The 18,279-nt window shown below is 50.7% G+C and carries 12 protein-coding genes; 3 read left to right on the top strand and 9 right to left on the bottom strand.

The features are described from left to right. Positions 1-3 precede the first annotated feature (3 nt). On the bottom strand, positions 4-2,373 hold the full coding sequence (locus NH568_RS12290) for a S8 family serine peptidase (protein WP_253047793.1): 2,370 nt from the start codon (positions 2,371-2,373) through the stop codon (positions 4-6). An 851-nt stretch (positions 2,374-3,224) separates the two neighbouring features. Between NH568_RS12290 and NH568_RS12285 the strand changes: the two genes are divergently transcribed. After that, the gene (locus tag NH568_RS12285) at positions 3,225-4,520 is read left to right on the top strand and encodes an amidohydrolase (RefSeq protein ID WP_253047790.1); all 1,296 of its coding nucleotides are present in this window, start codon (positions 3,225-3,227) and stop codon (positions 4,518-4,520) included. 44 nt (positions 4,521-4,564) lie between these two features. On the opposite strand, the gene NH568_RS12280 is transcribed toward NH568_RS12285, so the two are convergent. Further along, positions 4,565-6,187, bottom strand: a complete 1,623-nt coding sequence (locus NH568_RS12280; RefSeq protein WP_253047788.1) for an FAD-binding protein — start codon at positions 6,185-6,187, stop codon at positions 4,565-4,567. A gap of 166 nt (positions 6,188-6,353) precedes the next feature. Beyond that, positions 6,354-9,002: a metallophosphoesterase family protein gene (locus NH568_RS12275; protein ID WP_253047786.1), complete on the bottom strand. Its 2,649-nt coding sequence runs from the start codon at positions 9,000-9,002 to the stop codon at positions 6,354-6,356. 233 nt (positions 9,003-9,235) lie between these two features. On the opposite strand from NH568_RS12275, the gene NH568_RS12270 reads away from it, so the two are divergent. Both NH568_RS12270 and NH568_RS12265 read left to right on the top strand, forming a co-directional pair. Then, complete coding sequence (locus NH568_RS12270; RefSeq protein ID WP_253047784.1) at positions 9,236-9,502, top strand: hypothetical protein; 267 nt, start codon at positions 9,236-9,238, stop codon at positions 9,500-9,502. Positions 9,503-9,527: 25 nt separating this feature from the next. Next, positions 9,528-10,034, top strand: coding sequence for an NYN domain-containing protein (locus NH568_RS12265; RefSeq protein ID WP_253047782.1), 507 nt, complete (start codon positions 9,528-9,530; stop codon positions 10,032-10,034). Here the strand turns inward: NH568_RS12265 and NH568_RS12260 are convergent. The 6 genes from NH568_RS12260 to NH568_RS12235 all read right to left on the bottom strand — a co-directional run bounded on the left by NH568_RS12260 (position 9,968) and on the right by NH568_RS12235 (position 18,227). Beyond that, complete coding sequence (locus NH568_RS12260; protein ID WP_253047780.1) at positions 9,968-11,251, bottom strand: O-antigen ligase family protein; 1,284 nt, start codon at positions 11,249-11,251, stop codon at positions 9,968-9,970. The genes NH568_RS12265 and NH568_RS12260 overlap by 67 nt on opposite strands. Before the next feature lie 12 nt (positions 11,252-11,263). Further along, positions 11,264-12,655 (bottom strand): hypothetical protein, encoded by a 1,392-nt coding sequence (locus tag NH568_RS12255; protein WP_253047778.1) that lies wholly within the window; start codon positions 12,653-12,655, stop codon positions 11,264-11,266. Then, positions 12,652-13,920 carry a polysaccharide biosynthesis/export family protein gene (locus NH568_RS12250; RefSeq protein ID WP_253047776.1) on the bottom strand — a complete coding sequence of 423 codons (1,269 nt, stop codon included), beginning with the start codon at positions 13,918-13,920 and terminating at the stop codon, positions 12,652-12,654. Before NH568_RS12250 ends, NH568_RS12255 begins: the two co-directional genes overlap by 4 nt. A gap of 259 nt (positions 13,921-14,179) precedes the next feature. Beyond that, positions 14,180-15,202, bottom strand: a complete 1,023-nt coding sequence (locus NH568_RS12245) for a glycosyltransferase family 2 protein (protein ID WP_253047774.1) — start codon at positions 15,200-15,202, stop codon at positions 14,180-14,182. A gap of 13 nt (positions 15,203-15,215) precedes the next feature. Beyond that, positions 15,216-16,469: an oligosaccharide flippase family protein gene (locus tag NH568_RS12240; RefSeq protein WP_253047772.1), complete on the bottom strand. Its 1,254-nt coding sequence runs from the start codon at positions 16,467-16,469 to the stop codon at positions 15,216-15,218. Between the two features lie 255 nt (positions 16,470-16,724). Continuing rightward, positions 16,725-18,227, bottom strand: coding sequence for a sigma-54 dependent transcriptional regulator (locus NH568_RS12235; RefSeq protein ID WP_253047771.1), 1,503 nt, complete (start codon positions 18,225-18,227; stop codon positions 16,725-16,727). Positions 18,228-18,279 lie beyond the last annotated feature (52 nt).

Genomic DNA, 18,279 nt, shown 5'->3' with positions numbered 1-18,279 from the left:
TGACTATTGCATTGGTGCGACGTATACACCTGCGTTAGCAAACCCGACGACATCAGCCGTGCCATCGCCATTGGCATCCGCCATCATCCGAGGGTGCTGTCCAACTCGCCAGCCACCTGCTGAATAGCCAAAATTATCAACAACGCGTCTCGGTGCTGAGAAACTGCTGCCGTTTGAAGTGGAGATATAGACACCAGCATTGGCAAAACCAACGACATCTTTTCTGCCATCGCCATTCACGTCAGCCAGGAAACGGGGATGATTTTCTACGCGCCAGCCACCAGCGGTATAGCCATAGCTTGCAACCCATTGACGTGCTGCACTAAACCCAGAGCCCGTTGACAGGGCTACGTACACACCGGCGTTCGCAAATCCAACAACGTCATCGCGGCCATCACCATTGACATCAGCCATGTAACGAGGGTGGTTCTCAACTCGCCAGCCACCTGCATTATAACCAAAGCTGCCTACCCATTTTTGGGGTGAGCTGAACGAAGAGCCATTGGACAAAGAGACGTATACACCTGCGTTAGCAAATCCGACGACATCTTGTTTACCATCACCATTGACATCAGCCATCATACGCGGGTGCTGTTCAACTCGCCAACCGCCAGCGGTGTAACCGTAGCTGCCCACCCATTGTTTCGCAGCGCTAAAGCTTGTACCGGTAGACAGAGCAACGTAAACACCTGCATTTGCAAACCCAACGACGTCTTGTTTACCATCGCCATTGACGTCTGCCATCATACGAGGGTGTTTATCAGTACGCCATCCTCCAGCCGTGTAGCCAAAACCACTGTTCCACTTCTGAGGAGCAGTGAAACTGCTACCTGTTGACAAAGAGACGTAAACGCCTGCATTGGCGAAGCCAACCACGTCGTCACGGCCATCACCGTTTACGTCGGCCATCATACGCGGATGATTTGCGACTCGCCAGCCACCGGCGCTATAGCCAAAGCTGTTAACCCACTGTCTTGGAGATGAGAACGAATTACCATCCGACAATGAAACGTACACACCGGCATTGGCAAACCCAACCACATCTTTTTTACCATCACCATTGACGTCGGCCATCATGCGAGGATGGTTTTCAACACGCCAGCCACCGGCATTATAACCATATGAGCCGACCCACTGACTATAAGGTGGTTGTTGTGTCTCATGAATAGAAAACAGCAATCGATTAGGAGAGCCCTGGGGATCGCCAATCTCATTAGCCGTTGAATCGCCAATAATTCTGGCCGTGACCTGGGCAGGAGTTAAATCAGGCGATTGTTGTAAATGCAGTGCAGCAACACCTGCAACATGGGGGGCAGCCATTGAGGTGCCATCGATAGTATTGGTGCCACCATTGAGCCATGCAGAGGTAATGTCCTGACCTGGCGCAAAAATATCAACACAGTTACCGAAATTGGAGAACCAGGCTCTGGCGTCTTGATTGGTTGATGCCGCTACGGTGATCGCATTCGGTGCACTTGCAGGCGAAATTCTACAGGCGTCATTATTATCGTTACCGGCTGCAGCGACCATAGTGATACCCGCGTTTATACTGGCCTGAACGGCATTGTTTAACGCAGCACTGACCGGTGTACGGAAACTCATATTTGCCACTGCGGGTAAGTTTGCATTGGCCGTTAACCATTCTACACCGTCGATGATCGTTGCTGTTGTACTACTTCCTCCACAGTTAAATATCCTGACACTGACCAGATTGACGTCTTTGGCAACCCCAAAGGTTTCAGAGCCAATCGTACCCGCAACGTGGGTACCGTGACCATTACAGTCGGCGGCATTGTTGTCGTTATCGATGAAATCAAACCCACTAACAGCCCGTCCACCAAACTCTGCATGATCAAACTGTATACCTGAGTCCAAAACGTAGGCTGTGACATTGGAACCTGTGTAGTTGTATACATATGTAGAATCGAGAGGCAACTGGCGTTGATCTATTCTGTCCAGACCCCATGTAGCGTTTTCCTGTGTAGCGCTGATGCGGGTATCCAGCTGAACGACCTGATTGGGCTCGACAAAGGCAACGTTTGGATCGGCAAGCAACGAAGCCAATTGCTCTTTTGAAGCCGTTACGAGGGCACCATTCAGACTGGCAGAAAAGGTTTTTTCAAGTTGTATATTGTACTGATTTGCCAAGTGTTGACTTTGAACTTTGGTAAAGTCGGTTTTGGCACTTAGCGAATCTGCAGCAATTGTTTTTGGGGTCTCAAACACAACAATGTAACTGTCTTTCACGACCTGACTATTCGCGGAGGCTGCCATCAGTTTAGGATGAGTAACCTGTGCCGACGCAGATGTGCTGGACAGTGTAGTAAACAAAATGCCGGTTATGGTTGCGGCGAGTTGATGCTTTTTACGCATTGTAATTCCTTTTTAGTTGTTGGGATTTTACTGTAAGGGCCATCTTGCCCTTGTGTTTATAAAAACGTTTCTATGTGTTGTTTGTGTGACTTTGGTGTTTTATTTGTGTTCATTGACGGTAGGTAATCAAAAATATTTAGTATTTTTTTTGAACACATAACATCAGGCTTTGTGGTGCAAGGTGAGTATTTGTGTTTGATTGGGTGAATGTTGCTTGGGTGAACGTTGAGAGCCGTTTTGGCTACGTCTAGAATGCTTGAAGTACTGGATGCGAAGCCTGATGTTGGCAAATGCGCCATTTACAGCGTCTGAGTGAATGACGTAAAAAACTTAACACATAGATATTTAAATATATTTTTAGATTGGCATCACTCACTGCCATCCTGCGCTTGACGAGGCAAGCTCAGATAACCCTCTTGTAGTCTGTGAGTAAATACCGGCGACGGAGGAGACCTTAGAGTTGACGATATGAAGGCCACCCAGCAACGACGAAATACTCGCGCAAGCAGTTGTGGAAGGAAAACTTTCTTTACTGTCCGAAATTTGTTGACCAGTATAATAACTTCTCCTGACAAAAAATTTATAGCCATATGGTAACGACAATAAAAATTTTGTCATCCTGGAGGGGGAGTTAAGTGTGTCTGAATGGCTTTGGCGGTATCTGCGCCTATGCCATTCACTGGGACTGGGTGGCATTTAATACGGCTTCAATTGATCCCCAGTCCGACTACTACCCTGCGAGCACAGTTTAGCTCACCGCAGCCATCCCAGCTCTGTCGCAAATCTCTTTCTCTAATAACTTTGTCTGTTATTTTGTTTGGCGACTAATAACAAATATAAAAGGAAGGGTAATGAACAAATCTATGCTAAGTCTGAGTTTGGCGTCTATTCTGGGGGCTTTGAGTATGAGCGTTCAGGCGGCGGAGCATGCCAGTTTGCTTAAGCAGGTGGAGCCTAAAGTGATTGAATGGCGCCGGGATATTCACCAAAATCCTGAGCTGGGTAATCGTGAGGTACGCACAGCGGCTAAGGTGGCTAAACACCTTAAAGCGTTGGGCATGGAAGTAGAAACCGGAATAGCGTATACCGGAGTAGTGGGTATGCTCAAAGGCGCTAAGCCTGGGCCGACTGTGATGTTGCGTGCGGATATGGATGCGCTGCCGGTGACCGAGAAGAACGATCTGCCGTTTAAATCCATCAAAACTACTAATTACCGGGGTGTGGATGTAGGCATTATGCATGCCTGTGGCCACGACACCCATGTGGCCATGTTAATGGGCGCGGCCGAGGTACTTGCCGGCATGCGTGATGAGCTCGCAGGCAATGTGATGTTTGTCTTCCAGCCTGCCGAAGAAGGCGCACCTGAGGGCGAAGAAGGTGGCGCTGAATTGATGCTCAAAGAAGGGATCTTTAAGAAACACCAACCTGATGTGGCGTTTGGTTTGCATATTACCTCTAAGCTCAATGTGGGTCAGCTGGGATATCGCAGTGGCCCAACCATGGCCAGTGCCGACCGTTTTGAGATCAGTGTCAAAGGAGAGCAAACTCATGGTTCTACACCCTGGGCTGGCGCGGATCCGATAGCTGCTGCTGCACAGATAGTTTCTGGGGTTAACCACATTGTCAGTCGTCAGATCAATATCACCAAAGAACCTGCGATTGTCTCATTCGGTAAAATCGCCGGTGGTGTGCGCAACAACATCATACCGGAAGAGGTAAATATGGTCGGTACCATACGTAACTTTGATATGGATAACCGCGCGCAGATATTTAAAAAACTGACCCATACCGCAGAGCATATCGCTCAGGCCTCCGGCAACACGGCAGAAGTAAAGATCATTGAAGGTTATCCGGTCACGGTGAACGACCCGGCCCTGACTGAGCAAATGCTGCCCACGCTTGAGAAAGTGTTTGGTGCTCAGGGCATGATTGAAATGCCTAAAGTGACAGGCGCTGAAGACTTTTCATTCTATGCAATGGAAGTGCCCGGATTATTCGTATTTTTGGGCGGCACTCCTAAAGGCACAGACCCCAAAGACGCTGCCAGTAACCACTCACCGTATTTCATTGCCGATGAGTCTTCGTTTAAACTGGGCACCCGGGCACTCACCCAGTTTACCCTGGACTATATGGCGCAAGCTAAATAGCGCCGCGGTAGCAGAGGCCATGGAGAGGCCTCACAGTTAATGCGTTAAACTTCTATCGATTGAGCATGGTGGAGCTGGTTGTTGGGATCCAACTGACGTTTCACCTGCTGTAATCTGACGTAGTTGTGTTTGTAGTATAAATGCTGCCAGTCAGGGATATCGACGTCGGCATAGTTGACATAACAGCCATCCATCACCTCATCGGGTACCGGACCCGCATCGCCATACATTGCGTGATAGAAGCCGTTGATCCAGCCAATATGATAGGGGTCCTGCGCAGCTTCAAACCAGTAGGTCTGATATTGCAGCTTCATAATAGAGTCTCTGTGGGATACAGCGGTTTCTGTCTGAGATAGCGCATTGATCTGACCACCATAAGATGACAGCTGCAACATACCACCGGGGCTCAGGTAGTCACCATGGCGCAGTGTGTTCCACAGGGTTTGGATCTGTGCCTCAGGAAAAGGTTTTTTCATATAAGCCGATTTATTTTTACCGCGCGCACCAACCAGAGTGCCCGCCCCATATTGGGTGCCGTACCACCAGGGCATGCTGAAGTAGCTACCGGGCGGTACCGGGCGCTGAGGCGCATTTTCCTGTTCCTGTAAGCCCATGTGGTTGGTGATGCGTAATCCTTTTTTGGCAACCTTCAGTTGCGCTGGGGTGAACAGCATATCGATAAACTCGTCAATGAGCGCAGGATCACCACTACAATACAGTGATAGCCGGATCTCACCGCTGCCACCCACTGAGTTCGGTATGGCCATCGAAACATGCAGCGGATTAAAGCGACTGTCGGGCCCATTGTGTGTTTGCCAGAACTCACCAAAGTTGCGCAGCAGCATGGCAAACTGGTCATAGTCGAACAAATGCCAGGGCAAAGCAATTTCCTGTAAGTGCAGGTAAGCGGGCACCGGTGGCAAGTCTTTAAAGAAATACTTAGTGACTATTCCAAAGTTGCCGCCACCTCCCCCCTGATGTGCCCAGACAATTTCGTCAGCCCGTGCAGACTGTCCCTTAAAGTAGGTGCGTGGATAGTTGGCCTGCCCACCCCACTGGTCAAAGGATATCAATTCAACACCTGCCAGATAGTCACTACTCAGTCCGTATTGTCGGGAGTGAATGCCGAACCCACCACCACAGACATGGCCGCCGACACCCACACCAAAGCAAGAGCCACCGGGCATGATCACGCCAAACTCCTTAAACAGGGTTTTATAGGTATGCCCCAAAGAGGCGCCGGCTTCGACGACATAATAGTCATCGCTGCGATAGACGCGATCCATATTGCTCAGGTCGACCACCACACCCTGATCATTCACCACAAAGCCTTCATAGCAGTGGCCGCCCGAGCGCACTGTGATCCTGAGGTGGTTAGCAACGGCTTCTCGTGCTGCCATATAGACTTCATGTGCCGAGCTACACACCGCAATATAGCCAGGTTGATTGGGGAACCTCAGATTGGAACCGGTTAACATGGAGTCATATCTGGCATCGTCGGCGTACACTTTGTGGTACTGACCATACTGAGAGCTGGCCGCTGCCGGGTTACTGAGCATCAGTGGGGCTGCGCCGATGGCGCCACCCATTGCCAGAGAGGTTTTGAGAAAATGACGTCTGGAGCTAACGTTGGGGTTAATGCCAGAGCGGTTTTTTTCTTGTTTCATAAACATATCCTTTTTATGTTGTATCTGTGAGGGCGCGTAAATTGAGTGCTTTTTACGCAAGTTGAATGTATCAGATATCGGACCGGGGATGAGCGAAACACAAGCAAAAAAGTGTCATGATGCAAAAAGTTCAAGATGCCGCCGATTTGGATCGGCGGCGGGAGTCTTAATCAACCACTACCTTTAATATCAAATCATCAAAGTAGCTGTCATTGTCGCTGCCCTGATTACGTGTTCCTTGCAAGACAAACTCAATATAGGCTGTGTTTGCGAGGAGCAATGATTGCCCGGATACGGTTGTCCATTGTGCAGCCGTCGTGCTGAGTTTTTCACTGTCATTAAGCAACTGGCCGCGATTATCAAGAAAACGCAGCTGTACCGAGGGCGTGTCTTTACCACTGTAGTTACGAAGCTTGCCGCCGTACAGCACCTTAACCTGGCCAGCAGCGATTAAACTGGCATAGTGTTGCACCGAGATTTTCTGGCTGATCTGTCCCTGAGCTGATTCCCCATTGCAGACACCACCTACAGCAAAAAAGCGCTGGCCGGTTGCTGCGGGGATTGAATCACATTGATAGTTGGTCAACGATTCTACCGGACCTGCACCACTCCAGCCCTGAATACCCGCTTCAGCGCCGGGGTTTTGCAGTAAATTTTCAGAGTTGCCTGGTTTTTGGGTAATAAACTCATCGGCTACGCCAGCAGGCCCTCTGTCTGGCACCCTTGTGCAGCTACTTTGCTCAGCCAGTCTTAGCTCCAGGTTGTCAAAATAGCTGTCGTTGTCAGTGCCGCTGGTACGCTGACCTGTCAGCACAAAATCGATATAGCGAGTGTTCGCAGGGAGCTGGGCTTCATGGCGATGTTGCTGCCAGCTGGCGCTACTGCCTTTGACCTCGGTTGTACGGCTCAGTAGCGTCAGGCTCGCATCACGGAATTCAAGCGCAACAGCGGGAATATCGCTGCCTCCCCAACTGCGAAGCCTGGCTATGTACAGGGCTTTGAGCGTGCCGTTGTCAATGCTGGCAGCCCAGTTGCCGACATCAACACGCTGATATGCCCGACCCTGGTCACTTTCATTGTCACACACGCCCCCGACGGCGAAGAAACGCTCGCCCTGATAGGGTGACACCGAGCCACAGGCTTTATCTGTCAGGCTTTCCAGCGGTCCTTCACCTTGCCAGCTGTCGGTGCCGAGCTCTGCCCCCGGGTTTTGCAACAGATTATCGGTCAGATGTGTGCTGTCTGTGGTGGTGAATGGGTGTGGTTGAGACCAGTCACTCCACGCCAGTGAACGGTCTCGCATTCGTACTCGCAGACAATACTGAGCACCGGGTTCCAGCTGGCCGAGTGCAAAGCGGTTTGGTGACAGTCCCGCTCGGGTATCGACACCATCCCAGATGTTTTCGTGTTGATACCAGGTATCGACCAATGGCTGACCAAAGTCATCACAGCGGCTACTAAGTTGCCAGTGTGCAGCACCAAAGCGGTCTTTGTCTGGATCCGCAAATAAAGTGGCGACCGCATTGGCACAGCTCGCTGAAATGTTGGCTGTGGGCGCCAATATTTCAGGCGTAAACGGCGCGGTGTTATTTAAGCGGACGGTCAATGTGTCTTTGACTTGGCTGTTCAGTGGCACCTGCTCATCGCCCATTGAAATGCGTTTGAGTTCGAAGGCCGGGTCGTCACCGGCGGTAACATCGACCATCACAAAGCCATACTCGTCTTCGCTGACCGAGAATTCGGTGTAGTCGCGCTGGGCAAATTCACCAAAATAATCCAGGTTGCCTCCTGCGGAGGCCACGTTCACCATAGTGTGGTTGTGATCCCGGCTGGTACCGCGAGAGTAGGCATGGGTATGGCCAAAAAAGTGAATACTGGGCTTGTTACAGCGGGTAGAAAAGGCTTCCAGGCGTTCAACAATCTTACCGCTGTAGTCTGTCTCTCCGGCTATCCACATCTCCGACTTATGCGGATGATGCATCTGGGCGAAGACAAAGTCGGTTTGTGTCCGCAGGCAGGTTTCGGCCAGCACTTTGTCCAGCCAGATCAGCTGCTCATCGATCCGGTAATTGGTATTGGTGTCGAGTGACAGTACGCGAATATTGGAATGATCCTGATACCACCAGTGCTCTTCATACCCAGGTGTGCCGTTTTCGGGCAGATGAAAATATTTAAAGTAAGTCGGTGTATCGCGTTCATGATTACCCGGGGCAGGGTAAAGGGGCACTGAGCTGGCCAGCGCCGCAATGGGTGAAAAAAAGCTGGTGCGCCAGCTGTTGTAATCCTGACCGTTGTCGACCAAGTCGCCGGGGATCAGGGTCATATTAAGACCGTCTTGTAACTCCAGCCCCAGCGCTTGCCGCACATAAGGTAACACGCCCTGATTAATGATCTCGTCGAATTTACCCGGATTTCCCGAGTCACGCTGCATATCACTGACAGCCAGGATCCGACTGCTTTTCTCTGCAGAAGCCAACGGAGGTGTTCTGAATTTGTGAACATGGCTGTAGGTATCACCCGTTCTCACCCGGTAGAAATACACCGTATCTGGTGCCAGGTTGGTAAGCTGAACTTCGTGAATGCGGCTCAGCAGATAGCCCGTTTCGCTGGTGCCGCTGGCTTGCTGGCCAAGCTTTGCTGTGTCGCCCCATTCAACAATGGACTCATCACCACTGCTGGTTTCCCATTTGATCCAGATACTGGTCGGGGTTGCAGATTGCAAATAGGGATGGACCGCCAGCCCTTCGGTGTGGGCATGGGACTGGCTAATGGCCAGCAACAGGCTCAGCGACAATACCCGTAGATTATACGTCATGTTAGTTTCCTTGGTAATTGAACGAAACGCGGGATTATCCTGGGAACTAGTGTATTAAAAGTGTAAATGATGTGAATTTTTGAGGTCTTATTTATGACCTCAACTGGCAGAAGTCTGTGATATAGTAGGGACATTATGCAGCCGATATACAGGAGTCAAATGTGCGGGTAAGTGTGACCTTTATGCTGGCTTGGTTATGTTTTCATAGTGAGGCTTATTAGCCAAGCCGGCTTATGCACTTTGTCGATGATTGTCGTTCTGAGCAGCACAGTGCACTCAGACAGGGTTGTCAGGGCTATTTATTTGGCTTTCTTGATGCGCTCAGACTGAATCCACCACTTGGAGTTGATGGCCAGTGTCTGCAAGCCTGGAACCCGGATACTTTGCTTGCAGCGCTGGACAAGGCAATTAAGCTACAGCCCGAGCTTGGCAAGCAGTTTTATTACGACGGCATCAATGCATTCATCAACACTCGGTGTGGTGCACGGCTGTCATCATGACTGAATCTAAAAGGTCCGTAACACCATGAAAAAAATCGCCATTTTGGTCGATGTCCAGAACATTTACTACACCACCAGACAGGCCTATGGCAGAAGCTTTGATTATAATGGCTTCTGGGAGACGGTATTAAAAGACCGCACTTTGTATCGTGCTTTGGCCTATTCCAGCGAGCCTAATGCGCCTAAGCAGCAACAGTTTCAGAATATTCTCAGAGCCATCGGCTTTGACGTTAAACAAAAACCCTATATTCAGCGCGCCGATGGCTCGGCCAAATGTGACTGGGATGTGGGGATCACCCTGGATGCCATGGAGTGTGCCCCACATTGTGATGTGGTGGTATTGCTGACCGGGGATGGTGACTTTGACTTACTCGCCGAGCGTATTCGCAGCCGTCATAACTGTGAGGTCGAAGTGTACGGCGTGCCTCAGCTCACCGCTAACTCGCTGAAGCGCGCGGCCACCCGTTACATTGCCATTGATGAGCGTTTGTTGCTAAATGCAAAACCAAACCACAACAGAGCTGGCCAGTAGAGATACGACAGGATCTCTAAGTTCTCAAAGAAGCTGTAGCAGACCAACACAGCCATCAGACACAGCGCGGTCTGCGCGGTTTTTGAATCTTGCGATGCCCACAGTAAATAGACACTCGAAACCAGCATAGGGACTGCTAGCGCAACCGCGCCAACCATGCCTTTGACAAACAACAGCCCATACCAGCTGTGGTGCGAGCCAATCGGCATAAATTCCACCATTTTGGGCCCGCGCTCAACAATGCCATGACCCCAGATTGGCGCTTCTGCCTGCCAGCGTTGAATGGCAATGTTGGCCAGCGCTTTTCGTACTCTGGTAGAGCCCGGGCGTTGTTGTTTCACGGCCTCGTAAGAATCCATAATTGAATTGTAGATGGGTTCACCGAGTAGCAATATGATGGGGACGGTAATCCCAAGTAGCAGCAGCATCCAGGGTTCTTTAAATTTATCGCTGAACAGCACCAGAGGAAACAGCATAATGAAAATGGCGATGCCTGCGCGGGATTGCGACAAGATCAACATGGCCCAGCAGCCTGCAATGGCCCAGCGACGAATGCGGCTGTTTGTTTCTTGCAGACAAAATACCAAGTAGATGCAGGCCATAAATCCGGCAGCCGGTGCCCAGGGTGTAAAGAAACGCCAGCGCCCGGCGCCAGTCTCGGGGTTAATGCCGTAAAAGCTGACCATGAAGAATGTTTCCCCGGGTCCGCCAATTACTTTCAGGGGCGACAAAAAGATATCGCCCGGTAGCTTCACAATGTAAAACGCGATGGAAATGAATGAAAAGATCAGGGTATGAATGGCGATAATACACACGCCACGGATCACCACTTCTTTGCGAATTTTGGCCAAGGCTGCAATAACAGGGAAAATTGCGAGTAACGCCCAGCCTTTCATCCAGCCAATGGTAGACTTTATGGTCTTTCCTATGCCTAGCGACCATTCGCTATGTGCGACCAGCAAAGCCACGAGCATCAGTAACATGGCGATGATCCACATCCAGATCATCGGTGACAGTGGGCGAGGTTTAGCACGCAGGTCCAGGTAGCAGCGCATTAAGACCACCATAAAAATCAGCCAACCGATGACGGAGCCCATGACATACAGCATACCCAGTAAAAAGGCTGGGTAGGTCAGCACCAGGCCTGCCCAGACCAGCTTTTCTTCTGTGCTGATGAAGCGTTTTTCCTTAAACGGTAAGTAGGCAGTGAATAACATGCGCAGCTCCGGTTAGTCAGGCTGTTTCATCACAGCGGAAATAATCACCCGACGCTTGTTGATCATCAATATGCCCATGGACAAGAAGATCATCGCGGCCAGCGCTGCTGCAATGGCAATGGACTTTTTCGGGGAATAGGAATTAACCGGCAGTGATGGCGGTGACATCAACTGGATTACCGGGTAAGAGGCGAAGATGTCGGCCTTGCTAGCTTCGAGCCTGGCGACTGCCGAGGTGAAAACGGCTTTTGCCAGGTCAAACTCACGTTCCAGACGTTCAAGCTCCGCGGCTTCACGGGCATAGACTTTTAGTTTTTCGTTTAACAACTGAACAGCATTTTCCAGTTCGACCAGTTTTGCCTCAGACCCTTTTTTAGCGGCGAAAGCGCTTATCAAGTCGGCAAACAATTGTGCCCGGTTTGGGTTACTGGCCAAATCGGTAGTATGAAAGGCGTGGGCGGCATTGATGCCTACCAGTCCCACCGAACGGTTTATAAGTGCCGCTTTTGATTGGTCAAAACGGGCTAGTTCCGCTTTCACCATTGGGTGACCATCGTCCCAGCGTGAACGGTACTCGCTCAGTTGCGCGGCACTGTTGTCTAGCTCAGACAGGTAGGCCCTGAATTCGCCGTCCGTTTGCAATACAAACGCCTGACCAGCCATGGACGGGGAGACCCCTAAGTCGACACTGAGCTGACTGACATAATATTCAGCGCGTCCAATCTCAGCTTTCACTATGGCAACCTGCTCTTTGAGGTTGGACAGAGTGCGCATTTGCTGGTCAAGTTGATCCCGGCTGATCAGTAAAGAGCGCTGCTGAAAATCCGTGATGTTGTTCCGTGTATAGTTGAGTCTTTCCCTGTACTGATCTAAGACAGACTTGATGCTGGCGTCACGGCGTTTTACTTCGTCGGCCCTGAGATAATCAAGTTGGTTTTGCAAAGCGTCGTACAGGGCCCAGGCTTTGTTTTCGGCGATCCGTGGACTGGCCCCGGTGATCTCGATTTTCAAAATGGATGTTTGCTCAGTCAGGCGCACTTTTGGGCGGCCAAATTCTGCGGCAGTCATGCCCATAGACTTGGCTGCATTGTCGAGCAGGTTTTTACTCATCAGCATTTCTTTGTAATTGACCTTGGGGTTATAGCCTTTACCAAACGGTGCGGTGGTTGAAGACACGACCTGACCAACCTCATCCAGAGAGACATTACTGTTTGCACCGGTTCCGGGCAGTACCATGTCCAGGTCGCTGCGGTACTTTGCAGGTTGTTGCAGATAGGCAAATACCAGCAGCAAAATAACGGCATAGCTAACCAGGCAGGTGACCAGGTAAGGCTTATGCAGGGTGCGATAAATCGCCGCCCTGAACCGTGAATAGGGCGTAGTTACCTGAAGTTGCGTGTTCATGAATCCTCCTTACTCAGCAAAGAGAAGGGTGCCACGATATCGAGTAGCGTTTTTGCTATATCACGCAAGTTAGTGATATCTGAATCATAGCAGGCTATCGCGTCGTTCGGCATGACATAAGGGTTAATATGGTCGCGATAAGACATCCGCATCAGATCTTCCACTGAGCGTTCGACGACCTGGGTTTTTCCGGTCAGAGGATGGTTGCTGACCAGTACAACGCGACGTGGCGCATTGGTGTATTCTTTACCGCCAACGCAGTTGGCAGAGATCGCAGCTTGTAATAAGCGTGTGCCGTAGGGCAGGTTACTGGAAAAGCGGCCGATCGCTGCATTGGCGTTACTCATTGATGAGTCAATCAGGTTAGACATAAAGACCCGAAAACCTTTAGGCGTGATCTGCGAGGGTTTTACCAGGTTGGGCTGAAAGCACCCTGTGCTGGGCACGATGACTTGGTCGCCCGCGATGAGCACATGGTCCGACACCGGCTGGCCGGTCATAATACCGGTCAAATCGGCCTCGATACGCCAGCCCTGACGAACTAAAATCACCTGATCCAGCTTGGCATCGGGACGTACACCGGCTGCTGCCCGAATGGCTTCAGAAAGCAGGCGTTGTTTTGAGTGGTCACCAGAGGCTGCAACCTGCTGATCCAACAACTGTTCCGGTAGTTTGGCATTGATGGTGACGCGACCTGGTGAAAATACAGCTCCGGATACTGGCACTTCGATAGCGGCCCAGGTTTTTACCTTGACGGTGACATCCAGCGTTTGAGCACGAAAAATCTTGGCACGAATAAGCGCCAGCTCGACTTTTTGAGCCAGCACTTTGGTGGTTAAGCCTGCGGCATAAATTGGCTCAATCACAGGCAAAGTCAGTGCGCCTGAGCTGTCCAGCACGTAGTCGCCGTTGAAACCTTCGCCATACTCCATTTTTACCTGAATAAGGTCGCCCGGGCTCAATGGCGCGGCGCCGAATGCACCACGGTGACTTGATTCATTGGGGTTCAGGCCGGGGGCAGCAAGCGGTATAGGTTGGTCAACCCGAAAGTTTGCCGCGGCTGCAAAGTCGTCAGCGTCAGTGCAGTTCAAACGTGAAGCGAAGACAGAATTCGATTGGTTGAACTGGGTACCGGCCGCATGCGGCATGCCGTAAAATTCGTCATCATGATAGTCCGGGCTGAGCGTGCATCCTGAGCCAAGCACACACAGTACAAACACAGAGATACGGGTCATCAGGGCTGTGGTTGAAGTTACTTGTCTCATATTGGGCTCCTTGGCAGTGGCTCTCACTTGGTGGTCTTAATGAGATAGCAGCATAAACTGAGCCAACTTTTAAAGTTTTTAAAATTCAATGGCTTGATTGATTTTTGATTAGTGTTTAAGAGGGCTTTTTTCTATTTTGCAAAGCAGTTTCAAAATGAAAAGAAGCCAGCGAAAGCTGGCTTAAGGGCCATCGATGCGTGGTGCGCTATCTTACTGAGTTGGTAACAGCAGATAAGCGCACAGGCCCGGGAGCGAAGGGTTAGCCCGCAGGATGTTTACTGGCGTGTCCTATTGTGCGCATTGCCAGCTTCTCGGCACGATCGTACAAGGATTTTGGCAACAGGCTGGTCAGGGCACAGCACCAGGTCAATGCGGTGCGGCCAGGTTCTTCCAATAAAATGCGAATGTCGGTAAACAGCGCTTTGTGGATCAGTTTAAGTGCGGCAAAAGTATTACGAGATTGCACTGCACGGCGGCTCAGGTATCTGAGCTGATAGGCGCGTGCCAGCGAGCCACATTGCTTAAAAAACTGCGCATGGCTGCGACGGTGTTTATTGACCGCGCTTTCCCAGCTCTGATATTGCTTTTGCAGGTTAGCTGACAAACCACTGGCATTGACGCGATAAAAGGTCAGCGGCTCTGGGATCCCCGCAAAAGTCGCATCGGTATACAGCGCCAGGCGCAGCCACATCTCTATGTCTTCTGATTGTCTAAGGTTTTCATCGAAATACTGACGCCAGCTGCGGGTTTCATCGTGAAACGCCACTTTTTCCAGTGCGGCTGCACGGATCACCGGCGCTGACCCATTGCCAACCGGATTGCGGCAAAAAATGGTTTTGGCATCAATGTTGTCTAATTTCGGAAACTGGCCAATGCCCAGTTGTTTATTATCATCATCCACAAACAAAGAAGGACAATAACTGACATCAACACTGGGATGGCGATTCAAATGTGCGACGTGTTTTTCCAGTTTATTGACTGCCCAGTAGTCATCGGCATCCAGCAGGGCGATATAAACGCCCCGGGCGTTGCGGATCCCAGTGTTGCGCGCTCCGGACAGGCCCCGGTTTTGCTGGCGAATAATATGGATCCGATGATCTTTATAATCTCTCAGATAGCTCAGTGTATTATCGCTGCAGCCATCATCAACACAGATTACCTCAAAATTTTGATAGGTCTGGTTGAGCACTGAGCAGATGCATTTATCAATATATTTTTCAACGTTGTACATAGGTATGATGATGCTGACAACGGGTTTCGAGTTAATCACATAGTTAGTCATAATGGGCTCCGGATCATAAAGAAGATTTTGCTGCGCCAGCGTGACAACGTCTTAGCGCAAAGTCTGCCAATGGAAAGAGCAGCCACAGGGCGCTACAGCTGACCAGTACGGCGGCAAGTAAATCGGGTTGGTCTGGCTGTATCATTAACAGCCCAACCAGTGAAATCACTAAACAGTAAGCATTCAGTTGGCACTCTCGGGCAAACCGGCCTGCGGCACGTTGCATGACGGCGTAGCTGTCTGTCCACACTGTGCTGGTGGCTATCAGGCACAGCAGCGCACTGGTGGTAAAACTACCCTGCCAATGTTCGTTGAATAACACCGGCACGTACCAGGGAACGAGCACGGCCTGAAGAATAAAAATTGCAGACACAGCCGCAGTGATCGCGAGCAGCAGGTGACAGTGTCTTGTGCCAAAATTGCCTGCGTTTTTAAGTTTGCAAACAAATGGGTAGAGTGCGGTGGTGTAAGCCTGAGCGACAGATATCGCCAGACCCACGCCCACGCTTTTGGCAAAACTGTAGAGACCGAACAGCTCTGGGGTCAGCAGACGTGCTGCCACGAACATGTCCATATTCACACGTAGTGAGCGCAAGATTTCGCTGCCCGCAAGCTGTGTTGATGCACCAAGTAAGCGGGAAAAAACAGCCTTATTGTAATGTCCCGCCATAGACGATGAAGGGACGAAGGCAAAGCATCCCAGCCAAAGCAGGGTGAATGCCCATTTGCCGATCACGACGGCCAGCAGACCTGCATCGAGGTAAAGTGCCGCAGCCAGAGCCAGATTTTCGGTGATAATACACACGCTGCTGATCAGGCCAAACAGACCCATCTGGTTTCGGCGTTGCATCAGAAACACCTGATTACAGACTAACGGAAATACCAGGTAAGTCAGTGCCATCAGGGCAATCAGCAAAGTCATGTCCTGACCCGGAAACATCCAGCTGCTGGCCAGTGCGACCAGAATCTGCACGACACATAGTGCGCCACATAACAGCCATTGCAGTAACCGACCGTTGTTCAGAAAAGCGGGTAATTCGTCATCGCTGGCGCGGATCACCTGAGCACCAGCACCAGAGCGCAGTAACAGCCTCAACACTTCATGTACCGTCAGGGCAAGCATCGCCGTGCCATACTCGGTGGCAGACAGGCAAGCGGCCATCGCCATGATACTGATCAGCCGCGACGCCTTGGCAACCACCTCTGCACCTATGAGGTAGGAGGTATTGCTGAGCAGGGTCCGCATTGTGCTGGTTGGGTGTGTCATGGCATCGCTCTCTTGATATCGGATACCTTTACTAACCAAAATCCGTACCAAGGCGCTCAAATGCTCGCAATCAACCTGTGAGAATTGTTTAATGTTTTGAATATAAAGGTTTTTTAATCAATTATAGCCGAGCGGCTATAAAATCGAAGCTGATGTGATGAGGAGACATTGGCAAAGATAAATGCACGCAGATTGCATTTTGCGACGCCGGTTTTTGCAATTTGCAATCTGCGTATTTGGCAGAGGCCGATAAAATCAGGCGCCTGTGTTCTTGTCTCCCCACTGCTGTATTTTACGGTACAAAGTAGACGGGCTGACTTCCAGTAAGCTGGCAGCTTTCACCACATTGTCATCGCATGCTGCAATGGCTTTTTCGATGGCAATTCGCTCTACCTCGGCCAGCGAGCAGATTTGATTTTCAGATGGGATGTCGGCTGCCTGCTGAGGCGATGCATAGCCGTTTTCCTGCACGCTGACTGATTGCTGCGGTGCTCTGCTTTGTATCGGCCCAGAGCCACCAGACTGACCATTGAGCAAAGCCTGGGCATCGCTGGGCTTGAGCTTAAGCTGCATTTGCAAAGTGTCTTCGGTGATCAGTGGCCCGTCTGACATCACCACACAACTGTGAACCAGGTTCTCGAGCTGGCGTACATTGCCCGGCCAGTCGTAGTTTAAGATCAACTGCTCAGCGGCAGGTGAAAAACCAACAAAGACTTTGTTTTCGAGTTCACTGAACTTACTCAGAAAGTGCTGCGCGATTTGTAATGCGTCATGATCGCGTTCATGCAGTGCAGGTAAATCAATGGCGATGACATTGAGACGGTAAAATAAGTCTTCACGTAAACGTTGATCTGCAATGGCCTGATGGGGTTCACGGTTGGTTGCACAGACAAACCGGACATCGACCTTTTCTTCTTTGCCGCTGCCGACTTTCTGGAAGGTTCCCGACTGCACAAAGCGCAGGATTTTGGCCTGCAAATTCATGTCCATCTCACCAATTTCATCCAGAAACAGGGTACCGCCATCTGCTTGCGTCGCTGCACCATCCCGATTGGTAACGGCACCCGAAAAAGCGCCTTTGATATGACCAAAGATCTCGGATTCCATCAGTTCGCTGGGAATCGCGGCGCAGTTAATACACACCAGAGGTTTGTCTTTGCGGGTGCTGGCACGGTGAATGGCATCGGCGGCCAGTTCTTTGCCCGTTCCGCTGGGCCCGGTGATAAACACGTTGGCCTGGCTGGGGCCGGCTTTTTCAATGGCTTTATAGACCATTTGCATGGCAATGGAGTCGCCAACAAAGCGATAAAACTGCGAGCGAATTGAGCTGCGGTAGCGTTGCAGGCTGGCACGTAACATATTACGTTCAGCGACCAGCATCTTTGTCTGTATGGCCTGTTCGAGGGTCAACTTGATATTACTCATGTCGAACGGCTTTTGCATGTAACCCCAGACTTTACCCTGGTTAATGGCGTCAATCAGGTCTTCTACTTCAGTAAAGGCGGTCAGCATCATGCGAATGGTATCGGGAAATCGCTCTGCAACCTGAGCCAGGAACTCAATGCCTGACATGTTGGGCATCATTTTATCCGACACCACTACGTCGATAGGGTGCTGTTCTAACAAGGCCAGACCTTCTTCTCCACTTTGTGCGATAAATACGGTGTAGGGCTCATTTTGCAGCGCGCGCTTGAGCGAGCGCAGAATAAGGGGTTCGTCATCGACAAACAGCAAGGTAATGTTAGTAACCGGTTCCATGTAATCCTGCCAGAGTTAACGCGTGTTAATAGAAGTATTACACAGTCTTAGG

Source organism: Pseudoalteromonas sp. XMcav2-N, from assembly GCF_024124545.1.
Classification (GTDB): domain Bacteria; phylum Pseudomonadota; class Gammaproteobacteria; order Enterobacterales; family Alteromonadaceae; genus Pseudoalteromonas.
Note: the sequence above shows the minus strand (reverse complement) of the source record. Positions and strands in the feature narration are given on the sequence as shown.